The organism is Pseudomonas sp. KBN10P06128 (genome assembly GCF_037574945.1).
GTDB lineage: Bacteria > Pseudomonadota > Gammaproteobacteria > Pseudomonadales > Pseudomonadaceae > Pseudomonas > Pseudomonas aeruginosa.
This window is the reverse complement of record NZ_JBBELR010000001.1, coordinates 2,224,103-2,241,507: the sequence shown is the minus strand read 5'-3', so window position 1 is coordinate 2,241,507 and position 17,405 is coordinate 2,224,103. Positions and strand designations below refer to the sequence as shown.

General features: G+C 66.6%; 17 protein-coding genes. 3 read left to right on the top strand and 14 right to left on the bottom strand.

Annotated elements, in window-relative coordinates; translation table 11 throughout:
- Nucleotides 1-4 precede the first annotated feature (4 nt).
- Entirely contained in the window at nucleotides 5-784 is a 780-nt protein-coding gene (locus tag VQ065_RS10700) for an AraC family transcriptional regulator (protein WP_003086465.1), read from the bottom strand.
- Nucleotides 785-873: 89 nt separating this feature from the next.
- On the opposite strand from VQ065_RS10700, the gene VQ065_RS10695 reads away from it, so the two are divergent.
- The 3 genes from VQ065_RS10695 to VQ065_RS10685 all read left to right on the top strand — a co-directional run bounded on the left by VQ065_RS10695 (nucleotide 874) and on the right by VQ065_RS10685 (nucleotide 4,256).
- Nucleotides 874-2,031: a multidrug effflux MFS transporter gene (locus VQ065_RS10695; protein ID WP_003086464.1), complete on the top strand. Its 1,158-nt coding sequence runs from the start codon at nucleotides 874-876 to the stop codon at nucleotides 2,029-2,031.
- A gap of 116 nt (nucleotides 2,032-2,147) precedes the next feature.
- The gene (gene roeA, locus VQ065_RS10690; RefSeq protein ID WP_003086463.1) at nucleotides 2,148-3,344 is read left to right on the top strand and encodes a diguanylate cyclase RoeA; all 1,197 of its coding nucleotides are present in this window, start codon (nucleotides 2,148-2,150) and stop codon (nucleotides 3,342-3,344) included.
- Nucleotides 3,345-3,542: 198 nt separating this feature from the next.
- Complete coding sequence (locus tag VQ065_RS10685) at nucleotides 3,543-4,256, top strand: TorF family putative porin (protein WP_003086461.1); 714 nt, start codon at nucleotides 3,543-3,545, stop codon at nucleotides 4,254-4,256.
- Between the two features lie 4 nt (nucleotides 4,257-4,260).
- Here VQ065_RS10685 and fliJ read toward each other — a convergent pair whose 3' ends face one another.
- The 13 genes from fliJ to fliD form a co-directional block, all read right to left on the bottom strand.
- Nucleotides 4,261-4,704 (bottom strand): flagellar export protein FliJ, encoded by a 444-nt coding sequence (gene fliJ / locus VQ065_RS10680; RefSeq protein WP_003086459.1) that lies wholly within the window; start codon nucleotides 4,702-4,704, stop codon nucleotides 4,261-4,263.
- Nucleotides 4,705-4,717: 13 nt separating this feature from the next.
- The gene (gene fliI / locus VQ065_RS10675; protein ID WP_003086458.1) at nucleotides 4,718-6,073 is read right to left on the bottom strand and encodes a flagellar protein export ATPase FliI; all 1,356 of its coding nucleotides are present in this window, start codon (nucleotides 6,071-6,073) and stop codon (nucleotides 4,718-4,720) included.
- On the bottom strand, nucleotides 6,063-6,869 hold the full coding sequence (gene fliH / locus VQ065_RS10670; RefSeq protein ID WP_003082217.1) for a flagellar assembly protein FliH: 807 nt from the start codon (nucleotides 6,867-6,869) through the stop codon (nucleotides 6,063-6,065). Before fliH ends, fliI begins: the two co-directional genes overlap by 11 nt.
- A 1-nt stretch (nucleotide 6,870) precedes the next feature.
- On the bottom strand, nucleotides 6,871-7,887 hold the full coding sequence (fliG, locus tag VQ065_RS10665; RefSeq protein ID WP_003082212.1) for a flagellar motor switch protein FliG: 1,017 nt from the start codon (nucleotides 7,885-7,887) through the stop codon (nucleotides 6,871-6,873).
- 5 nt (nucleotides 7,888-7,892) lie between these two features.
- Nucleotides 7,893-9,689 carry a flagellar basal-body MS-ring/collar protein FliF gene (gene fliF / locus VQ065_RS10660; protein ID WP_003109118.1) on the bottom strand — a complete coding sequence of 599 codons (1,797 nt, stop codon included), beginning with the start codon at nucleotides 9,687-9,689 and terminating at the stop codon, nucleotides 7,893-7,895.
- 22 nt (nucleotides 9,690-9,711) lie between these two features.
- A complete protein-coding gene (gene fliE / locus VQ065_RS10655; RefSeq protein ID WP_003086454.1) occupies nucleotides 9,712-10,041 on the bottom strand; it encodes a flagellar hook-basal body complex protein FliE in 330 nt (109 codons plus the stop codon).
- A gap of 246 nt (nucleotides 10,042-10,287) precedes the next feature.
- Entirely contained in the window at nucleotides 10,288-11,703 is a 1,416-nt protein-coding gene (gene fleR, locus VQ065_RS10650) for a sigma-54-dependent response regulator transcription factor FleR (RefSeq protein WP_003086452.1), read from the bottom strand.
- A 4-nt stretch (nucleotides 11,704-11,707) separates the two neighbouring features.
- Nucleotides 11,708-12,916, bottom strand: coding sequence for a sensor histidine kinase FleS (gene fleS, locus VQ065_RS10645; RefSeq protein ID WP_003086450.1), 1,209 nt, complete (start codon nucleotides 12,914-12,916; stop codon nucleotides 11,708-11,710).
- 112 nt (nucleotides 12,917-13,028) lie between these two features.
- Complete coding sequence (gene fleQ, locus VQ065_RS10640) at nucleotides 13,029-14,501, bottom strand: transcriptional regulator FleQ (RefSeq protein WP_003086448.1); 1,473 nt, start codon at nucleotides 14,499-14,501, stop codon at nucleotides 13,029-13,031.
- A 281-nt stretch (nucleotides 14,502-14,782) separates the two neighbouring features.
- Complete coding sequence (locus VQ065_RS10635) at nucleotides 14,783-15,076, bottom strand: flagellar protein FliT (RefSeq protein ID WP_003086445.1); 294 nt, start codon at nucleotides 15,074-15,076, stop codon at nucleotides 14,783-14,785.
- Nucleotides 15,077-15,101: 25 nt separating this feature from the next.
- Complete coding sequence (gene fliS, locus VQ065_RS10630; RefSeq protein ID WP_003158217.1) at nucleotides 15,102-15,482, bottom strand: flagellar export chaperone FliS; 381 nt, start codon at nucleotides 15,480-15,482, stop codon at nucleotides 15,102-15,104.
- Between the two features lie 58 nt (nucleotides 15,483-15,540).
- A complete protein-coding gene (gene fliS / locus VQ065_RS10625; RefSeq protein WP_340080395.1) occupies nucleotides 15,541-15,939 on the bottom strand; it encodes a flagellar export chaperone FliS in 399 nt (132 codons plus the stop codon).
- The gene (gene fliD, locus VQ065_RS10620) at nucleotides 15,939-17,375 is read right to left on the bottom strand and encodes a flagellar filament capping protein FliD (protein ID WP_003086438.1); all 1,437 of its coding nucleotides are present in this window, start codon (nucleotides 17,373-17,375) and stop codon (nucleotides 15,939-15,941) included. Before fliD ends, fliS (VQ065_RS10625) begins: the two co-directional genes overlap by 1 nt.
- Nucleotides 17,376-17,405: the final 30 nt, after the last annotated feature.

The window sequence follows — 17,405 nt, the reverse complement described above, 5'->3', positions numbered from 1 at the left end:
GCGCTCATTCGAGACCACGCAGGGCGCGCCCCGGCGACTGCCCGCAGACCCGCCGGTACATGGCGATGAACGCGCTGTCGCTGGCGTAGCCCAGGGCGTGGGCGACCTCGGTCACCGAGCGGCCTTCGGCCAGGCGTCTCCGCGCTTCGAACAAGCGAGCCTGGGTTCGCCAGCGAGAGAAACCCAGGCCGGTCTGCTCGGTGAACAGACGCGCCAGGGTCCGCCCGCTGGCACCGACCTCGCGTCCCCATGCCTCGATGCTCCAGCCCAGCGCGGGTTGCGCCAGCAGCGCCTCGGCCACCTTCAGCGCCCGCGCATCGCGCGGCATCGGCAGGCTCGCGGCGTGTGCCGGGGCGCTCGCCAGTTCATCGAACAGTGCGCGCAACAGCGTCAGGTGCCGCCCTTCCAATTGCAAGTCGGCTGCCCAGCCGGTCATGCGCAGGATCAGTTCGCGCAGTAGCGGCCCGACCTCGAGGACCTGGACGCTGTCCGGCAGCTCGGCGAACGCCGAGGGTTCGAAGTACAGGCTACGGTAGGCGAAGCGCCCGTGAAGGACCGTGCGATGCGGCACGCCGGCCGGCAGCCAGGCGGCCTGGAGCGGCGTCAATTGGCAAATGCGCTCGGCGAAATACAGCGTGACGCTACCGGCCGCCATGTACAGCAACTGCGCGCGCCGGTGGCAATGCCAGTCGCTGCGGTGGCCGGTGCTGTCGACCTCGAGGCCGACCACCGGGCAGCGGGCGAGATCGGGATCCTCGACCCGTTCGTAGGGATAGCGCGGCACCTTGTCCTCTTCGCGATGTTTTCCGTCCTGACCGCAGCATTCTGCCAGGCGCAAGCGACCTAGGCTTGGCTCTTTTTTCCGGAGCCATCATGCCTGACCGTCCTCGCCCTCCCCTGCTGCTGGTGCTCGCCCTGCTAGCCCTGCCGCAAGTCGCCGAAACCATCCTTTCCCCCGCGCTGCCGGCCCTGGCCAGCCACTGGCGACTGGACGACGCTACCAGCCAGTGGACCATGGCGCTGTTCTTCGTCGGTTTCGCCCCCGGCATCTGGCTCTGGGGCTGGCTGGCCGACCGCCTCGGCCGGCGCCCGGCTCTGCTCGGCGGGCTCGGCCTGGCGGCCCTGGCGACCTTCGGTGCCTGGGCCAGTACCGACTATTCCTACCTGCTTGCCTGTCGCCTGGTCCAGGGCCTCGGCCTGGCGACCTGCTCGGTGACGGTGCAGGCCAGCCTGCGCGATGTGCTGCAAGGCCCGGCGTTGATGAGCTATTTCGTCACGCTCGGCGCGGTGCTGGCCTGGTCGCCGGCAGTCGGTCCCCTCGGCGGCCAGTGGCTGGCCGACCTCGGCGGGCATCCGGTGGTGTTCGCCACCCTGGCGGTGCTGCTCGCCTCGCTGGCGGCGCTGGTCGTCCCGGCCTGGCCGGAAACCCGTCCGCTGCTGGCGGGCACGCCCGAGCCCGCGACCCTGGCGATCTTCCGACGGGTCCTGGCCGACCGACCGCTACAGACGCGCGCACTGCTGGTGGCGGTGCTCAATGTACTGGTGTTCTCCTTCTACGCCGCCGGGCCGTTCATGGTCGGCGACCTGCCCGGCCTGGGCTTCGGCTGGATCGGCCTGGCCATCGCCCTTGCCGGGAGCCTCGGCGCCTTGCTCAACCGACGCCTGCCGCACACCTGGAACAGCGCTCGCCGGGTACGCCTGGGCCTGGCGCTGGCGGCCGCCGGCGCGACAGCGCAGACGCTGTTGGCCGCCGGCGGATACGCCGAAGGCCCGTACTGGGCCCTGCCGGCCCTGCCGATCTTCGTCGGCTTCGGCGTGGCGATTCCCAACCTGCTGGGTCCGGCGCTGCACGCCTACGACGATTGCCGGGGACGCGCCGGAGCCCTGTTCGGGCTCGCCTACTACCTGCTGATCGGCCTCGGACTGGGCGCGTCCACCCTGCTACCGTTCGACCGTCCCTGGCCGCTGGCGGCGTACTGGAGCCTGCTGGGCCTGGTCGCACTGCTGCTGGCCAGGCGGCTGCCGGAATGAAAGCGGCGCCAGGTACGCCCGTGCAAACCGGACGATCGGCCCGGAAAGCCGGATAGGGCGGCCGTCGCGACGCTGCTATGCTGTGATGGCACAGCGCCCACGCGGACCCGCAGAACGTGGCCAGAACGACGCTCGAATCGATCCAGCACGCCATCGAGGTGAATTCGTCCCTGGCCCTTCCCATCGCCCTGGAGAATCTCTCGCGTCTGACCCACCTCGCGCTGCTGACCGTCCCCTTCAACCTGATCCACATCCTGGTGTTTTCCCTGAAGGACTTCCGCCCGGACCTCGGCCATCAGCTCTGGCGCCAGGAAATCATGTACGCCCATGGCGCCATGGCCCTGCTCTTCGGCGGCATCGGCCTGCTCGCGCTATGGCTGCGCCGCCAGCCACCCAAGCTGTGGCGCATGCGCCTGCTGATCCTGCTGGGCGGCGCAGGGATCATAGGCTTCGGCGTCGCCATCGCCTGCATCGACCAGCGCATCACCAGCAACATCACGCCGCTGCTGCTGGCCTGTTTCGCCTGCGCCATGTTCATCCTGATCCGCCCGGCCTACGCCGTGCCTTTCTACGGCCTGGCCATGCTGGTCTTCCAACTGGCGATGGGCTACGCCCAGGCCGACCCGCAACTGCGCCTGTCGAACCAGGCCAACGGCCTCACCGCGTTCGGCCTCGGCCTGCTGCTGTCGCTGATCCTCTGGCACGGGCACGTGCGCAACCTGCGCCAGCAACGCAAGCTGGAGTTGCAGCGGCAGGAGCTGGAGGAGAAAAATCGCCAGTTGGAGTACCTGGCCGGTCACGACCCGCTGACCGGCCTGTTCAATCGTCGCGAATTCGACCAGCTGGTGCTCATGGAACTCGCACGCATCGCTCGCCAACCGCAGCCGCTGAGCCTGCTGATGGTCGACCTGGATCACTTCAAGTACATCAACGACCGCTATGGGCACCCCTTCGGCGACGAGGTCATTCGCCATGCCGCCAACCTGCTGCGCGGCAATACCCGTAGCAGCGACAGCGTGGCGCGCCTGGGCGGGGAAGAATTCCTCCTGCTCCTGCCCGACACCGCCGAGCAGCAGGCTCGCAGCCTTGCGGAAAAACTCCGCGAACGCCTCGAAGGTACCCCGCTGGCGACGCAGGACGGCGTGCTCTGCCTGACCGCCAGCTTCGGCGTGGCCAGCCTCGACGGAGGCGGCCAGGCCAGCTACGAGCAGCTCTACAGCGCCGCCGACCAGGCTCTCTACCGGGCCAAGAGCAGCGGTCGCAACCGGGTGGAAGTGATTCGCCTGGCCAGCCTCGCGGAAAGCCTGCGGTAACAATTGATCGGCCGGCCCTGACGAGCGGTCGGTCAGCCGCCCGAACCTTGGTTAAGATGATCCGTGGCGCTCTAGCTCGCCGCTCTTCCTGCCCTTCCGACCTGCCCAACCTCGCCCGGCCCCATGCCGCGGCCTTGCCGTTGGCGTCGTGCGGGAAGACCGGCGCAGCGCCGTTGTCCGCATTACCAGGGGAGAACCATGCTCAAGCACCTGCTCGTGCTCACCTGTGCCCTGCTCGCCAGCTCCTCGGCCCTGGCCCAGGTGATGGCCCGCGACCTGGGCGATTTCGAACTCAAGCTGGCCACCAGTCCGACCCGCAGCATGGCCCAGGGCCTGGTCACCCCGGGCAGCTCCGGCAGTTTCCACGGCGGCCTCGACCTAAGCCACGAAAGTGGCTGGTACATCGGCAACTGGACCTCCAACCTCGACCCCGGCAAGCCCACCGAGATCGACTCCTACGCCGGCTTCAAGCGCCCGCTGAACAACCGCCTGGGCTACGAAATGGGCCTGATCCGCTACAGCCGCCCGGAGCAGCCGGCCAACGACGCAGCCGAACTCTACGGCGGCCTGTCGATCTTCGGCAGCCGGCTCGGCGCGGCCCTGAGCAGCGACCCGGGGCGCAACGACACCACCCTGTTCGCCGACCTCGGGGTCAACCCGCCGTTCGGTTTCGACGTCACCCTGAAGTACGGCAACCATCGCCTGGACAACCCGGCGAGCCTCAGCGGCGGGGGCTACGTGAGCGTCTTCAACGACTGGTCGGTGAACCTCTCGCGGCCCTGGCTGGGCATCGACCTGAACCTGTCCTACAGCGGCACCAGCCTGACCGGCAGCGATTGCAGCGCCTACTCGGGACACAACAGCTACTGCGACACCACGTTCATGCTGAAGGCGTCGCGTCCGTTCTTCTGAGTCGTCAGTCGTCCTGGCGGCGGGTACGCTGGGCGAGTTCGTCGAGCTGTTTCTGCTCGCGCTTGTCCTCGGCCTGGCGCGCCTCTTCCAGGTAGCGCTCGACCAGCTTGCGCAGCCCTTCCAGGCGGGCGTATCTCTCCTGCCAGTTGAGCCGCGCCTTATCCACCGCCTCGCGGTGCCAGGTCACGCTGTTGGCCTGCTGGACAACGGCGGTCTCCAGTTGCGAGAGGAAGCGCTGGTAGTTCATCAGCCACTGGCCGCTGACGCCCTTCTGGCCTTGGCTGATCCATTGCTGCTGGTAGTCGTTGCGGTAGCGCTCCAGCTCCGCCAGCTTCTGCTGTGCCGCGAGCAATTGCTGCTGGCACCTGCCCAGCTGGGTCGCGGCATCCCGCTCGGCCTTGCTGGCCATGTCCACCACCGGCGCCAGCCGCGCCGCGCGCTTCTCCATGCCTCAGGGCGCCTCAGGCCTGCCCGCCGGCGAGCAGGCTCGCCAGCCGCGCACGGCTTTCCGCCAGGCTTTCGCTTTCGTCGAGGCCCTGGCGCAGGAACTGGCGCATGACCGGGAAGCGTGCGATGGCCAGGTCGGTCTCGGGATCGCCGCCGGCCACGTAGGCACCGACGCTGATCAGGTCGCGACTCTGCTGGTAGCGCGACCAGAGCTGCTTGAAGCGCTGGGCGTCGCGCAGGTGCTCGGCCTCGACCACCTGCGGCATCACCCGGCTGATCGAAGCTTCGATATCGATGGCCGGATAGTGGCCTTCCTCGGCCAGCCGCCGGGACAATACGAAGTGCCCGTCGAGCACGCCGCGAGCGGCGTCGGCGATCGGGTCCTGCTGGTCGTCGCCCTCGGAGAGCACGGTGTAGAACGCGGTGATTGAGCCGCCACCGGCTTCGGCATTGCCGGCGCGTTCCACCAGCTTCGGCAGCTTGGCGAACACCGATGGCGGATACCCCTTGGTCGCCGGCGGCTCGCCGATGGCCAGGGCGATCTCGCGCTGGGCCTGGGCGTAGCGGGTCAGCGAGTCCATCAGCAGCAATACGTTCTTGCCCTTGTCGCGGAAGTACTCGGCGATCCGCGTGCAGTATTGCGCGGCGCGCAGGCGCATCAGCGGCGCGTCGTCGGCCGGCGAGGCGACCACCACGGAGCGCTTGAGGCCTTCCTCGCCGAGGATCTCGTCGATGAACTCCTTCACCTCGCGACCCCGCTCGCCGATCAGACCGACGACGATGATGTCGGCCCTGGTGAAACGGGTCATCATCCCCAGCAGCACCGACTTGCCCACCCCGGTACCGGCGAACAGGCCGAGGCGCTGGCCGCGGCCGACCGTGAGCAGGCCATTGATCGAGCGGATGCCGACGTCGAGAGGTTCGCTGATCGGGTGGCGCTTGAGCGGGTTGATCGTCGGGCCGTCCATCGGCACCCAGTCTTCGGCGCGCATCCCGCCCTTGCCGTCGAGGGCGCGGCCGGCGCCGTCGAGCACCCGGCCGAGCATCGACATGCCCATCGGCAGGCGCCCGGTGTCCGGCAGCGGCACGACCCGCGCGCCAGGCGCGATGCCGGCGAGGCTGCCGACCGGCATCAGGTACACCTTGCTACCGGAAAAGCCCATCACTTCGGCCTCCACCTGCACCGGGTGGTAGCCGCTTTCGTTGATCACGTTGCAGCGGCTGCCGACCGCGGCCTGCAGGCCTTCGGCTTCGAGGGTCAGGCCGACCATGCGCAGCAGGCGGCCCTCGACCACCGGCTGCGCCGGCAGCGAGACAGCCTCAGTGTAGCCCTCCAGGCGCCTGGCGAAACTGGTTCGCTCAAGGCGCATCGACGTCTCCGGGGGCGTCGAGGTCGATCCGGATGTCGCTGGCCAGCGGATGGGTCGCCTGTTCGCGCTGTTGCTCGAACAGTTGCTTCACTGCCTGCGCCAGGCGCGTCTCGATGGTCGCGTCGATGCGACTGTGTTCGGTCTCGATGCGGCAGCCGCCGGGCAGCAACGAATCGTCCTCGAGAATCCGCCAGCTCTCTTCGTGGCGCTCGCGCAGCGCCTTGACCCGCTCGAAGTCCTGCGGGTTGACATGGATACGGATGTTCGCCGCGCCCATCGGCAGCAGCTTCAGAGCCTCGCGCAGGACCTGGCGGACATGGCTGGAGTCCATGTGCAGTTCGCGCTGGATCACCTGGCGGGCAACGTGGTTGACCAGGTTGACCATGCCCTGCTCGATCAGGGCGTCCTGCTCGGCGATGGGTTCCAGGAGCTGCGTCATCAGGCGCTCGAGACTTTGCAGGCGCTCCTTCAGCGCCTCCTCGGCTTCCTGCCGCGCCTTCAACTGGCCGGCGTGGAAACCGTCGCGCTCGCCGGTGGCGAAGCCTTCGTTGTAGGCGTCCTGGCGGATCGCCTCGATTTCCTCCAGCGTCGGCGGCTTGACGGTCTCCAGCTCGACCTCTTCCACCGCCGGCGGCGCCGGCGCGGGTTCGGCGACCGCGGGCACCTGCGGCGCGGCAACGGCCGGCTCGTCGCGCGGCTCGTCGAAGCTCGGCAACGACCAGAGGCCGAAGGCCGCCACGTCCTTGCCGCGGATCAGTTCGCTGGGATTGTCTTTGTCCTTGTCGTGGGGGACCACCTCAGATCATCTCCTCGCCACCCTTGCCGCCCAGCACGATATCGCCGGACTCGGCCATGCGCCGGGCAATGGTGAGGATTTCCTTCTGCGCACCTTCCACTTCGCTGACCCGTACCGGCCCCTTGGCCTCCAGGTCGTCGCGCAGCAGCTCGGCGGCACGCTTGGACATGTTCTTGAAGACCTTCTCGCGGATCGCCTCGTCGGAGCCTTTGAGCGCCAGCACCAGTACGTCCGAGGAGACTTCCCGGAGCAGCGCCTGGATGCCGCGGTCGTCGACGTCGGCGAGGTTGTCGAAGACGAACATCAGGTCCTCGATCTGTCCGGACAGGTCTTCGTCGACCTCGCGGATCGAATCCATCAGCTGGCCTTCGATGGAGCTGTCGAGGTAGTTCATGATGTCCGCCGCGCGCTTGACCCCGCCCATGGTGGTGCGGGTGGCGTTGGAGTTGCCGGCGAACTGCTTCTCCAGGATCAGGTTGAGTTCCTTCAGCGCCGAGGGCTGCACGGTGTTCAGCGAGGAGACGCGCAGGACGATATCCAGGCGCACCTTGTGGTCGAAATGGCTGAGCACCTCGGCGGCCTGGTCGGGATCGAGGTAGGCGACCACGATGGCCTGGATCTGCGGGTGTTCGTAACGGATCACGTCGGCCACGGCACGCGGCTCCATCCACTTCAGGCTGTCCAGGCCGCTGGTGCTGCCGCCGAGGAGGATGCGGTCGATCAGGTTGTTGGCCTTGTCCTCGCCGAGGGCCTGGGTGAGCATCTTGCGGATGTAGCCGTCGGCACCGACGCCGAGGCTGGTCTGGTCGCCGACCACTTCGACGAACTCGCCCATCACCTGCTCGACCTGCTCGCGATGCACGTTGCGCATCGACGCCATGGCCACGCCGACCCGCTGCACCTCTTTCGGCCCCATGTGCCGCAGCACCTGCGCCGCGTCGGTCTCGCCGAGCGACAGGAGCAGGATGGCGGCCTTGTCGACCTTGGTCAGTTTGGCGGCGAGACGATTCTCACTCATGGCACTTACTCATCGGCGTTGATCCACTCTTTCACGACCTGGGCGACGCGGCCCGGGTCCTGTGCGACCAGGTTCTTGATCGCGTTCAATTGCGCATCATACCCCTCCGTGGGGCTCGGCAGGAGGATGCTCGACGGCCCGCCGATGCTCACCCGATCGTCGGCCAGCGAGCCTTCCAGGCCACTCTCGCCCAGCGCCAGGTCGCCGTCGCGACCGCCGCCGCCGGCCAGCGACTTGCCCTTGCCGCCGCCGGTGATGTTGCTCAGCACCGGACGCAGCACGCCGAACACCAGGACCAGGATGAACAGCACGCCGAGCACCTGCTTGACGATGTCCCAGAACCACGGCTGCGAGTAGAACGGAATGCTGTCGATCTCTTCGGCCTGGGCCGGGGCGAACGGCGCGTTGATCACGCTGACGCTGTCGCCGCGGCTGGCGTCGTAGCCCACCGAATCCTGTACCAGGCGGGTGAAGCGCGCCAGTTCGTCGGCGCTCCAGGGCTGGTGGCTGACCTCGCCGGTCTTCGCGTCGACCTTCATCTGGTCGTCCAGCACCACCGCCACCGACAGTCGGCGCAAGCGCCCCTGCTGCTGCTTGGTGTAGCTGATCGAGCGGTCCAGTTCGTAGTTGCGGGTGGTCTGGTCGCGCTTGTCGGTCGGGTACGGCGCCAGCTCCGGCTTGCCGGTCTTCGGATCGATGATGGTCTGGCCGTTGGCGTCCTTCAGCGGCTGGCCCGGCGCGACGTAGTCGGCCGGCGCGCTGGCGGTGGCCTGCTGCGGCGCGCTGGCCGGGCCCGGCGGCTGGTTCGACAGCGCCCCCGGCACGCCCTGCGGGCCGGACGAATTCTGCCGTTCCTCGTTGTTGCGTTGCTCGCTGCGCAGGGCCGGCTGGTCCGGGTTGTACATCTCCGAGGTCGACTCGACCGCGCTGAAGTCGACGTCGGCGGACACCTCGGCCTTGTAGCGACCGTTGCCCAGCACCGGTTGCAGGATATTGTGCACGCGCTGGGTGAGCAGGCCTTCCATGCGCCGGGTGAAGTCGAACTGCTTGCCGGCCATGGTCAGCTCGGAGAGCTCCTGCTGGTCGGAGAGCAGGTTGCCCTTCTGGTCGACCACGGTGACCTGCGACTTGTCCAGCTCCGGCACACTGGTGGCGACCAGGTTGACGATCGCCATCACCTGGCTCGGCTCCAGGCTGCGACCCGGATACAACTCGACCAGCACCGAGGCGCTGGGCTTGCGGTCGTCGCGGACGAACACCGAACTCTTCGGGATCGCCAGGTGCACGCGGGCGGCCTTGACGTTGTTCAGGCTCGACACGGTGCGCGCCAGCTCGCCTTCCAGGCCGCGGCGGTAGTTGGTGGCTTCCATGAACTGGCTGGTGCCCAGCGCCTGTTCCTTGTCGAGGATCTCGAAACCGACGTTGTTGTCGGTCGGCGCCACGCCGGCGGAGGCCACCTTCATGCGTGCCCGGCCGAGGTCGTCGGCCTTGACCAGCAACGCACCGGAGTTGGGTTCGACCTTGTAGGGAATGTCCGCCGCGGTCAGCGCTTCCACCACACGGTTCGCGTCGACCCCGTTGAGGCTGCCATAGAGCGGCTTGTAGTCCGGCTGCTGGGACCAGAGCACGACGGCGAAGCCGATCGCCACGCTGGCGGCGAGACCGACCAGCAGGCCGATCTGGCGCAGCATGGTCATCTCGGAAAGGTTGTCGAGGAACGACAGTCCCGGGAAGGATTTCTTCAGCATCCCGGCACCGCCGCTCTTGGCGGGAACCTGGCTGTCGATCAGTGCATCGGCCATGAACTAGTTATCCTCGCGCCGCTCAGACCGGCATCTGCATGATGTCTTGGTAGGCCTGGACCAGTTTGTTGCGCACCTGGGTCATGGCCTGGAACGACACGCTGGCCTTCTGGCTGGCGATCATCACGTCGGTCAGGTCGACGCCGCTCTGGCCGACCTCGAAGGCGTTGGCCATCGCGGTGGAGGCCTGCTGGGTCTCGTTCACCTTGTCCACGGCCTGGGAGAGCATTTCCGAAAAGCTCGGCGCCCCCACTTCGGCCGGCGCCTGAACCGGTTTGGCCTTGGCCATGGCTTCCATTTGCATGGAACGCATTTCCAGCATCAGACGATTGAACTCGACACCCTGACTCATGACTCTTCCTCCAACAGCCGCGGCTTTTTTGACGCCGCCCGGCACTTTGCAGAGGAGTTAGCAACAAGGGTGCCAAGTCGCCCCCAAGGCCCGGCATCGGCGTTCGCCGCCAATGCCCGCGACCGCTGCAGGGTCCGTCCCTGCTCCTGTTATCGGCAGGCGCGCACGCTCGAACAGCCCTGGGCGACGACCGGCGGCGGACGCATAAGGCCCGCACGAGGCGGGCCTGGGGAACATGGCGAGCCCTCAGATGGCGTAGAGATAGGCCTCCACGTCCATCCCCGCGTCGCGCATCTGGGCGAGCTTGTAGCGCAGGGTCCGTGGGCTGATGCCAAGGCGCTCGGCAGCCTCCTTGCGGCGGCCGCGCTCGGTGCGCAGGGTATCGATGATCACCTGGAATTCGCGGCGGCGCAGGTCGTCGCCCAGCGCGCCGCTAGCGTCCTGGCCTGCGGCCGGCGACGGAATCTCGACGCTCGGCGGGGTGGCCGGTGGCATTGCCGGCATGGGCACCGGGGCCTCGAGCGGCATGCCGATCGGCGCGGTGAGGCACAGGTCGGCGGGCTGGATCAGGCCGCCCTGTTGCAGGATCAACGCACGCTGGATGGCGTTGTCGAGTTCCCGTACGTTGCCCGGCCAGGCATGCCGGACCAGGCACTGGGCGGCCTCGGGGCCGAGCGCCACCGCGCCGAGGTTCATCTTGCGGCTGTGCTTGCGCAGCAGACGCTCGGCCAGCGGCAGGATGTCCGCAGGGCGTTCGCGCAGCGGCCGCCAGGCCAGCGGGAAGACCGACAGGCGATAGTAGAGGTCCTCGCGGAAACGCCCCGCCGCGACTTCCGCCGCGAGATCGCGGTTGGTCGTGGCAAGCACGCGGATATCCAGGTTGATCGGCTTGCGCGCACCGACCCGCTCCACCTCGCGCTCCTGCAATACGCGCAGCAGCTTGGCCTGCAGGCCGAGGGGCATTTCCGATATCTCGTCGAGAAGAATGGTGCCGCCGTCGGCCAGCTCGAACTTGCCGGGCTGGGCGGCAATGGCGCCGGTGAAGGAACCTTTCTCGTGGCCGAACAGGGTGGCCTCGAGCATGTTGTCCGGGATCGCCGCACAGTTGATCGCGATGAACGGCTTGCCGGCACGCGGCGATTGCTGGTGGATATAGTTGGCCAAGACTTCCTTGCCGGTCCCGGACTCGCCGGAGATCAGCACGGTGGAATCGCTGCGCGCGACCCGCGCGGCCAGTTCCAGCAACTGCCGGCTGGCCGGCTCCAGGGCCACCGGACCATCCTCCTCGCTGCCCGGCAACTGGCCCAGCGCATGGCGTGCCACCAGGTCGAGCAGCGCCCGCGCCTCGAACGGCTTGACCAGGTAGTCGGCGGCGCCCTGGCGCATCGCCTCGACGGCGCGATCGACCGCGCCGTAGGCGGTCATCAGCAACACCGGCAGGTGCGGGTAGCGCGTACGGATCAGGCCGAGCAACTGGTGTCCGTCCATGCCCGGCATGTTCACGTCGCTGATCACCAGGCTGAAGGCTTCGCGGGCCAGGACCGGCAGCGCCGCCTCCGCCGAGTCCACGGCGACGAACTCGTGACCGCCCAGCAGCAGGGTGTCGCTGAGGGCTTCGCGTAGTGCGCGGTCGTCTTCGACCAGCAGGACTTTGGCTGCCATGGGGTTACTCCTGAATCGCAGAAAGAGGCGCCGCCGGAATCAGCGGCAGGATCAAGGTGGCGCAGGTGCCGCGCCCGGGCCGAGAGCGCAACTGCAATTGCCCCTGGTGGGCGCGCGCCACGGCCTTGACCACCGCCAGGCCGAGCCCGGTACCGGTGGTCTTGGTGGTGAAGAAGGGTTCGCCCAGGCGCGCCAGGGTCGCCGGGTCCATGCCCGGTCCGTTGTCGCTGACGCTGAGGCGCAGGCTGTCGGCGCGGGCATAGAGATGCACCTTCAGGCGCAGTTCGGGCCCGCAGGCCTGGATCGCGTTCTCCACCAGGTTGAGCACGGTGCCCACCAGGGTGTCGCGATTGCACAGCAGCTCGCCGCCGCGCGCCTCGCACTGCCAACGCACCTGGAGCCCCTGGACATGGACTTCGGCCGCCGCGCGCAGGCTGTCGAACAGCGCCTTCGGCGCCACCCGGTCGGTCAGCGGCAGCTCGCCGCGGGCGAACACCAGCATGTCGCGTACCTGATGCTCCAGTTCGTGCAGGCGCTCCTTCAGGCGCCCGGCGAAGCGTTGCTGCTGGTCGGTCGGCAGCGCCTGCTCGCTGAGGTGCCCGGCATAGAGCAACGCCGCTGACAACGGCGTGCGGATCTGGTGGGCCAGAGAGGCGACCATCCGCCCCAGCGCCGACAGGCGCTCGTGGCGCGCCAGTTGCTCCTGGAGACGGCGGGTATCGGTAAGGTCGTTGAGCAGGATCAGTTGACCCGGTTCGCCGTTCAGCGAGCGGGTGGCGATGGACAGGCGACGTCCGTCGCGCAGGGAAATCTCGTGGCCGTCATCCTCGCGCGGAGCGAAGCAGCGGGCGATCACCTCGCGCCAGAGCATGCCCACCAACGGTTCGCCAAGCAGGCCCAGGGCCGCCGGGTTGGCCTCGCGGACCACACCATGGGCATCGATGACGATGACGCCGCCGGGAAGCAGGTCGAGCAGGCTCTGCAAGCGGTTGGCCAGGCGCTCCTTTTCCGCCAGCTCCTCCATGCGCTGCGCGCTGACCAGGGCCAGTTGCCCTTTCAGCTCGGTAACGCGCTCCTCCAGCAGGCTGTAGGACTCGCTGAGCTGGCTGGACATCTGGTTGAACAGCGCGAAGGCCTGCTCGAGGCCGGCGCGGCTGGTGGCCTCGGCCGTATCGGCTGGCTGCTCGGTGAAGGCGTTGAGGGCTGGTTGCATTGCGTTTCTCTCGGTCGGCGCGACGTCATGGTTCTGTCGGTCGACGGAGATATAGCAATACCCGTGCCTAAATTTTTTTCATTTGAAAATCAAAGCGTTGCGAAACGACCTGTCAATCATCCGACAGGTCGTCGTCGCGCCGGCTCATGCCGTACTTGCGCATCTTCTCCACCAGCGTGGTGCGGCGGATGCGCAGGCGTTCGGCGGCCCGCGCGACCACTCCGCCGGCGTCGTCGAGGGCCTGCTGGATCAGGCCCTGCTCGAGGTTGGCCAGGTAGTCCTTGAGGTCCAGGCCTTCGGCCGGCAGCATCGCCGGCGCGTCCATTCCCGGCAGCCCGGCGTTGATCGCCGCGCGCTCTTCCAGCTCTTCGCGCAGGCTGCTGGCGAGTTGCTCGTCCTCGTCGTCGACATGGCGGAATTTCTTCGGCAGTTCGCCGACCCCGATCACCCCGTAGGGATGCATGATCGCCAGGCGCTCCACCAGGTTCGCCAGTTCGCGGACGTTGCCCGGCCAGTCGTGGCGGCAGAGCGACATGATGGCCGCCGAGTTGAAGCGGATCGACCCGCGCTTCTCATGTTCCATCCGCGAGATCAGTTCGTTGAGCAGCAGGGCGATGTCTTCCACCCGCTCGCGCAGCGGCGCCATCTCGATGGGGAATACGTTGAGGCGGTAGTAGAGGTCTTCGCGGAAAGTGCCGTCCTCGATCATCTTCTCGAGGTTCTTGTGGGTCGCGGCGATGATCCGCACGTCGACGTTCTGCGTCTTGTTGCTGCCGACCCTTTCGAAGGTGCGCTCCTGCAGCACGCGCAGCAGCTTGACCTGCATCGGCAGCGGCATGTCGCCGATCTCGTCGAGGAACAGGGTGCCGCCGTTGGCCAGCTCGAAGCGTCCGGCACGACTGGTGATGGCACCGGTGAAGGCGCCCTTCTCGTGGCCGAACAGTTCGCTTTCCAGCAGTTCCGCCGGGATCGCCCCGCAGTTCACCGGGACGAAGGGCCCCTCGCGGCGCTTGGAATGGTAATGCAGGTTGCGCGCCACCACTTCCTTGCCGGTGCCGGACTCGCCGAGGATCAGCACGCTGGCATCGGTATCGGCGACCTGCTGCATCATCTGCCGCACCTGCTGGATCGCCCGGCTGGTGCCGACCAGGCTGCGGAACAGGTTCGGCTCGCGGGAGCGGCCGCGCTCGCGGGCCTGGTCGTACATCTCGCGGTAGACCTGGGCGCGATGCAGGGAATCGAGCAGCTTGTTGTAGCTGGGCGGCATCTCCAGGCTGGCGAGCACCCGGCGGCGCAGCTCCTCCGGCCAGTCGGCCGGGGCCGGCTCGCCGATCAGCAGGATCGGCAGGTACTCGTCCCAACTGGCCAGTTGCTTCAGCAGCTCTACCGCCCCGCCCTTCGACTCGACGCTGCCGAGCAGCACGCACAGGGCTTCGCGACTGTTGCTCAGGCCCGCCGCTACCTCTCGCCAATCCTCGCTGTTGCAGGTCAGCTGATCTTCGCCGAGGAAGTTGAGAATGACTGCCAGGTCGCGACTGCGATCGAGATTGTCGTCAATCAGCAAGAGTTTGGTTTCGCGCCACATTTTGATCAGCTGCCTTGCATCGAATGGGTCTCGCTCGACCCGAAAGAGGGCTGGGACTAATGCCTATTTCTAATAAGCAGCCAGCATTTGGCCACTAGTTAAGTCAAATGTGAACGATTAGTCAATTTTATGGCGTGTTTTTTTTGCTGTTTCCGACAGGGAGAGGCAATAAAAAACCCCTACAGACCGCATGGAAAGCAGTACTGGCAGGGGTTTTTGGGGATATGTAAATTTTTCCGAAAAGCCTTGCGCCAAAGTAACGGCACAAAGCCATGAAAAACTTATCCGAACATCTGGTAGACCTTGGCGCCTTGCTTCGACTGGTTCAGCTGGATCAGATCGGTGGCCAGCTTGCGCTGCTCGCCCTGGCAGACATCTATCAGCTCGCGATACAGCGCCAGCAGCTCTTCCATCCGCGCCCGCAAGGTGGCTTCGTCCTGTACATCGAGCATCGCCTCGTCGACGGCCTGGCGGCAACGCTGGTCGAGTTCACCGATGGCCTCCCAGTTCTGGCTGGCCAGGGCAACGCGCAGGGCGCTACCGGTTTCTTCAAGGATCTGTACAGCTGCACTCATTGCTTGGTCCCTCTGGGGATGCCTCTCAGGGGGCAATCGCATCCCAACCGGATTTGATGTTGCGCAACAGCTCGGAAACTTCCTCGAGCTTGCCCGCGTCGTTCTTCAAGTTGGCTTCCGTCAGGCGCATCGACATGTAGGCGTAAAGGCGGTCGAGGTTGGCTGCCAGCTCGCCGCCCGCCTCGAAGTCGAGCCCTTCGCGCAGGCCACCGACGATGGCGATGGCCTTGCCGATCAGCTCGCCCTTCAGCGCCACTTCGCCGCGCTCCAGGGCTCCGCGGGCCTGCGCCATCCGGGTCAGGCCGCCTTCCATCAGCATCTGGATCAGGCGATGCGGGCTGGCATCGATAGCCTGAGCCTGGGTACTGACATTCTGGTATTGCCGCATGGCTGCCATTGCGTTCATCGACGGTTGCCTTGTTCGGTGACTGATACGCTCTATATCGGTCGGCTACCGCGATTCTTTAGCGCCGTTCGCTGTCTTCGCCCTGCGCTTCGGCGCTGCCAATGGCATCCCAGGCCTGCTTGATCTGGCCCAGCAGCGCCTCGACCTCGTCCAGCGGACGCGGTGTGTCGTCCAGCGCGACATCAGCCAGGCGACGGGTCATGTAGTCGTACAACGCGTCCAGATTGCCGGCTATCTCGCCGCCCTGCTGGTGATCGAGGCCAGCCTGCAAGGCGCCGATGATCGACAACGTGGTGCCTACCGCTTCGCCGCGCAGCGCCGGGTTGCGCTCCAGCACCGCGCGCCGGGCCAGGGCGATGCGTTCGAGCGCGCCGTCCAGCAGAAGCTTGACCACTTGGTAGGGCGGGACGTCCTGTGCGCTGCCTACCTGCCGGTAGGTATCGATAGGGCGCGACATCAGCTTTTCTTCACAAGGCCAGGCAGGCTGCTAAGAGCCTGGGCCATGCGTCCGCTGGTCTGGTTGAGCTGGCCGATCAACTGGTCCATGGCGGTGAACTGCTTGAGCAAACGATCCTGCAACTGCTCGACCCGGCGATCGAGCGCTTGGCGCTGGGTATCCACCGACTTGATGGTGTCCTGCAATCCATCCAGGCGCTGCTGGAGCACGCCGCCGGTCTGGGTGTAAGGCGTGAGCTTGTCGTCGAGACGCTTCATCAGGCCGGTATCGCCGGTGAACAGAGCGGAAACCGACTCGAACTTGTCCTTCAGAACCTTGTCGAGTTTCTTGTCGTCGATTTCCAGGGTGCCGTCTTTCTTGGTGGTGATACCCATGTCGGCGAGCATGCGGACATCGGTACCCTGCCCCGGCTGGACCATCTCGTTGCGCATGGTGGTGAGCAGGTTGCGCACGCTGCTGTCACCGACCAAGGCACCGACCACGGGAGCCTTGTCGTCGCCCACCTTGGTCACGCCGGTCAGTTCCGAAGTCACGCCGACCAGCTTGTTGTAGGCCTCGACGAACTTCTTGATGTTGTCCTTGACGCCGCCACGGTCCTGCTCGACCGAGATGGTGATCGGCTTGTTGGTGTCGGTGACCGTCTTCAGCTCGAAGGTGACGCCGTTGATGACCTTGTCGACCGTATTGGTCGGGCTTTCCAGGGTCAGGCCGTCGATGCTGAACTTGGCGTTCCTGGCCTGGGTGATGTAGCCGCTGCTGCTGGAGGAAGTACCGTCCAACTGGGACAGGGTCAGCTTGCCATCGGCGCCGACGCTGCCGATGTTGAAGTTCTCCAGGCCGGAACTGCCCTGGACGAACACGTCCTTGCCGGCGCCGGAATCCTTGCCGGTGAAGACCAGTCGCGAGGTTCCGTCTCCAGGGTTGTTGACGATGTTGGCGCTGATGCCCTTGTCCTTCAGCTGCGCGTTGAGCGAGTCGCGCACTTCGGCGAGGGTCGCGCCCGCCGCGACGTTTACCGTGACGCCGGCATCGTCGGCGCCCTGCTTGATGGTCAGGGTGCCACCGGAAGTGGTCTTGTAGCCATCGGCAAACGACGCGGTGGCCACCTTGCTGACGCTGGCCAGCTGGGTCACTTCGAGCTTGTAGATACCCGGCAGGGCGTCCTTGGTGGCGGTGGCGGTGGCGAACTTCTCGTCGCTGGTGCTCGCCGAGCGCTTCTGGAACAGCTCGGGCTTGTTCAGCTCCTTGAGGATGGTCTGCAGGTCGGAGATCGCGCTCTTGAGCTGGCCGATGCCGGTGAACTTGGCGGTGGTGTCGCTTTCCAGGCGCTTGAGCTGCGCCTCCTTCGGCGCCTTCTCGGCCGCCACCAGGGTGGAAACGATGTTCTTGATATCAAGGCCCGAGTTGTAGCCGTTGATCGTCGTACTGTTCGCCATCTTGCTTCACCTCGTCAGCTCATTGACGCT

What these genes read in the sequence shown, in the direction of transcription:
- fliS (WP_340080395.1), bottom strand. Translation starts at nt 15,939, where the DNA reads ATGTCGCGCCCTATCGATACCTACCGGCAGGTAGGCAGCGCACAGGAC.
- fliS (WP_003158217.1), bottom strand. Translation starts at nt 15,482, where the DNA reads ATGAACGCAATGGCAGCCATGCGGCAATACCAGAATGTCAGTACCCAG.
- VQ065_RS10695 (WP_003086464.1), top strand. Translation starts at nt 874, where the DNA reads ATGCCTGACCGTCCTCGCCCTCCCCTGCTGCTGGTGCTCGCCCTGCTA.
- VQ065_RS10635 (WP_003086445.1), bottom strand. Translation starts at nt 15,076, where the DNA reads ATGAGTGCAGCTGTACAGATCCTTGAAGAAACCGGTAGCGCCCTGCGC.
- fliG (WP_003082212.1), bottom strand. Translation starts at nt 7,887, where the DNA reads ATGAGTGAGAATCGTCTCGCCGCCAAACTGACCAAGGTCGACAAGGCC.
- fleQ (WP_003086448.1), bottom strand. Translation starts at nt 14,501, where the DNA reads ATGTGGCGCGAAACCAAACTCTTGCTGATTGACGACAATCTCGATCGC.
- fleR (WP_003086452.1), bottom strand. Translation starts at nt 11,703, where the DNA reads ATGGCAGCCAAAGTCCTGCTGGTCGAAGACGACCGCGCACTACGCGAA.
- fliF (WP_003109118.1), bottom strand. Translation starts at nt 9,689, where the DNA reads ATGGCCGATGCACTGATCGACAGCCAGGTTCCCGCCAAGAGCGGCGGT.
- fleS (WP_003086450.1), bottom strand. Translation starts at nt 12,916, where the DNA reads ATGCAACCAGCCCTCAACGCCTTCACCGAGCAGCCAGCCGATACGGCC.
- VQ065_RS10685 (WP_003086461.1), top strand. Translation starts at nt 3,543, where the DNA reads ATGCTCAAGCACCTGCTCGTGCTCACCTGTGCCCTGCTCGCCAGCTCC.
- fliI (WP_003086458.1), bottom strand. Translation starts at nt 6,073, where the DNA reads ATGCGCCTTGAGCGAACCAGTTTCGCCAGGCGCCTGGAGGGCTACACT.
- fliE (WP_003086454.1), bottom strand. Translation starts at nt 10,041, where the DNA reads ATGAGTCAGGGTGTCGAGTTCAATCGTCTGATGCTGGAAATGCGTTCC.
- fliJ (WP_003086459.1), bottom strand. Translation starts at nt 4,704, where the DNA reads ATGGAGAAGCGCGCGGCGCGGCTGGCGCCGGTGGTGGACATGGCCAGC.
- fliD (WP_003086438.1), bottom strand. Translation starts at nt 17,375, where the DNA reads ATGGCGAACAGTACGACGATCAACGGCTACAACTCGGGCCTTGATATC.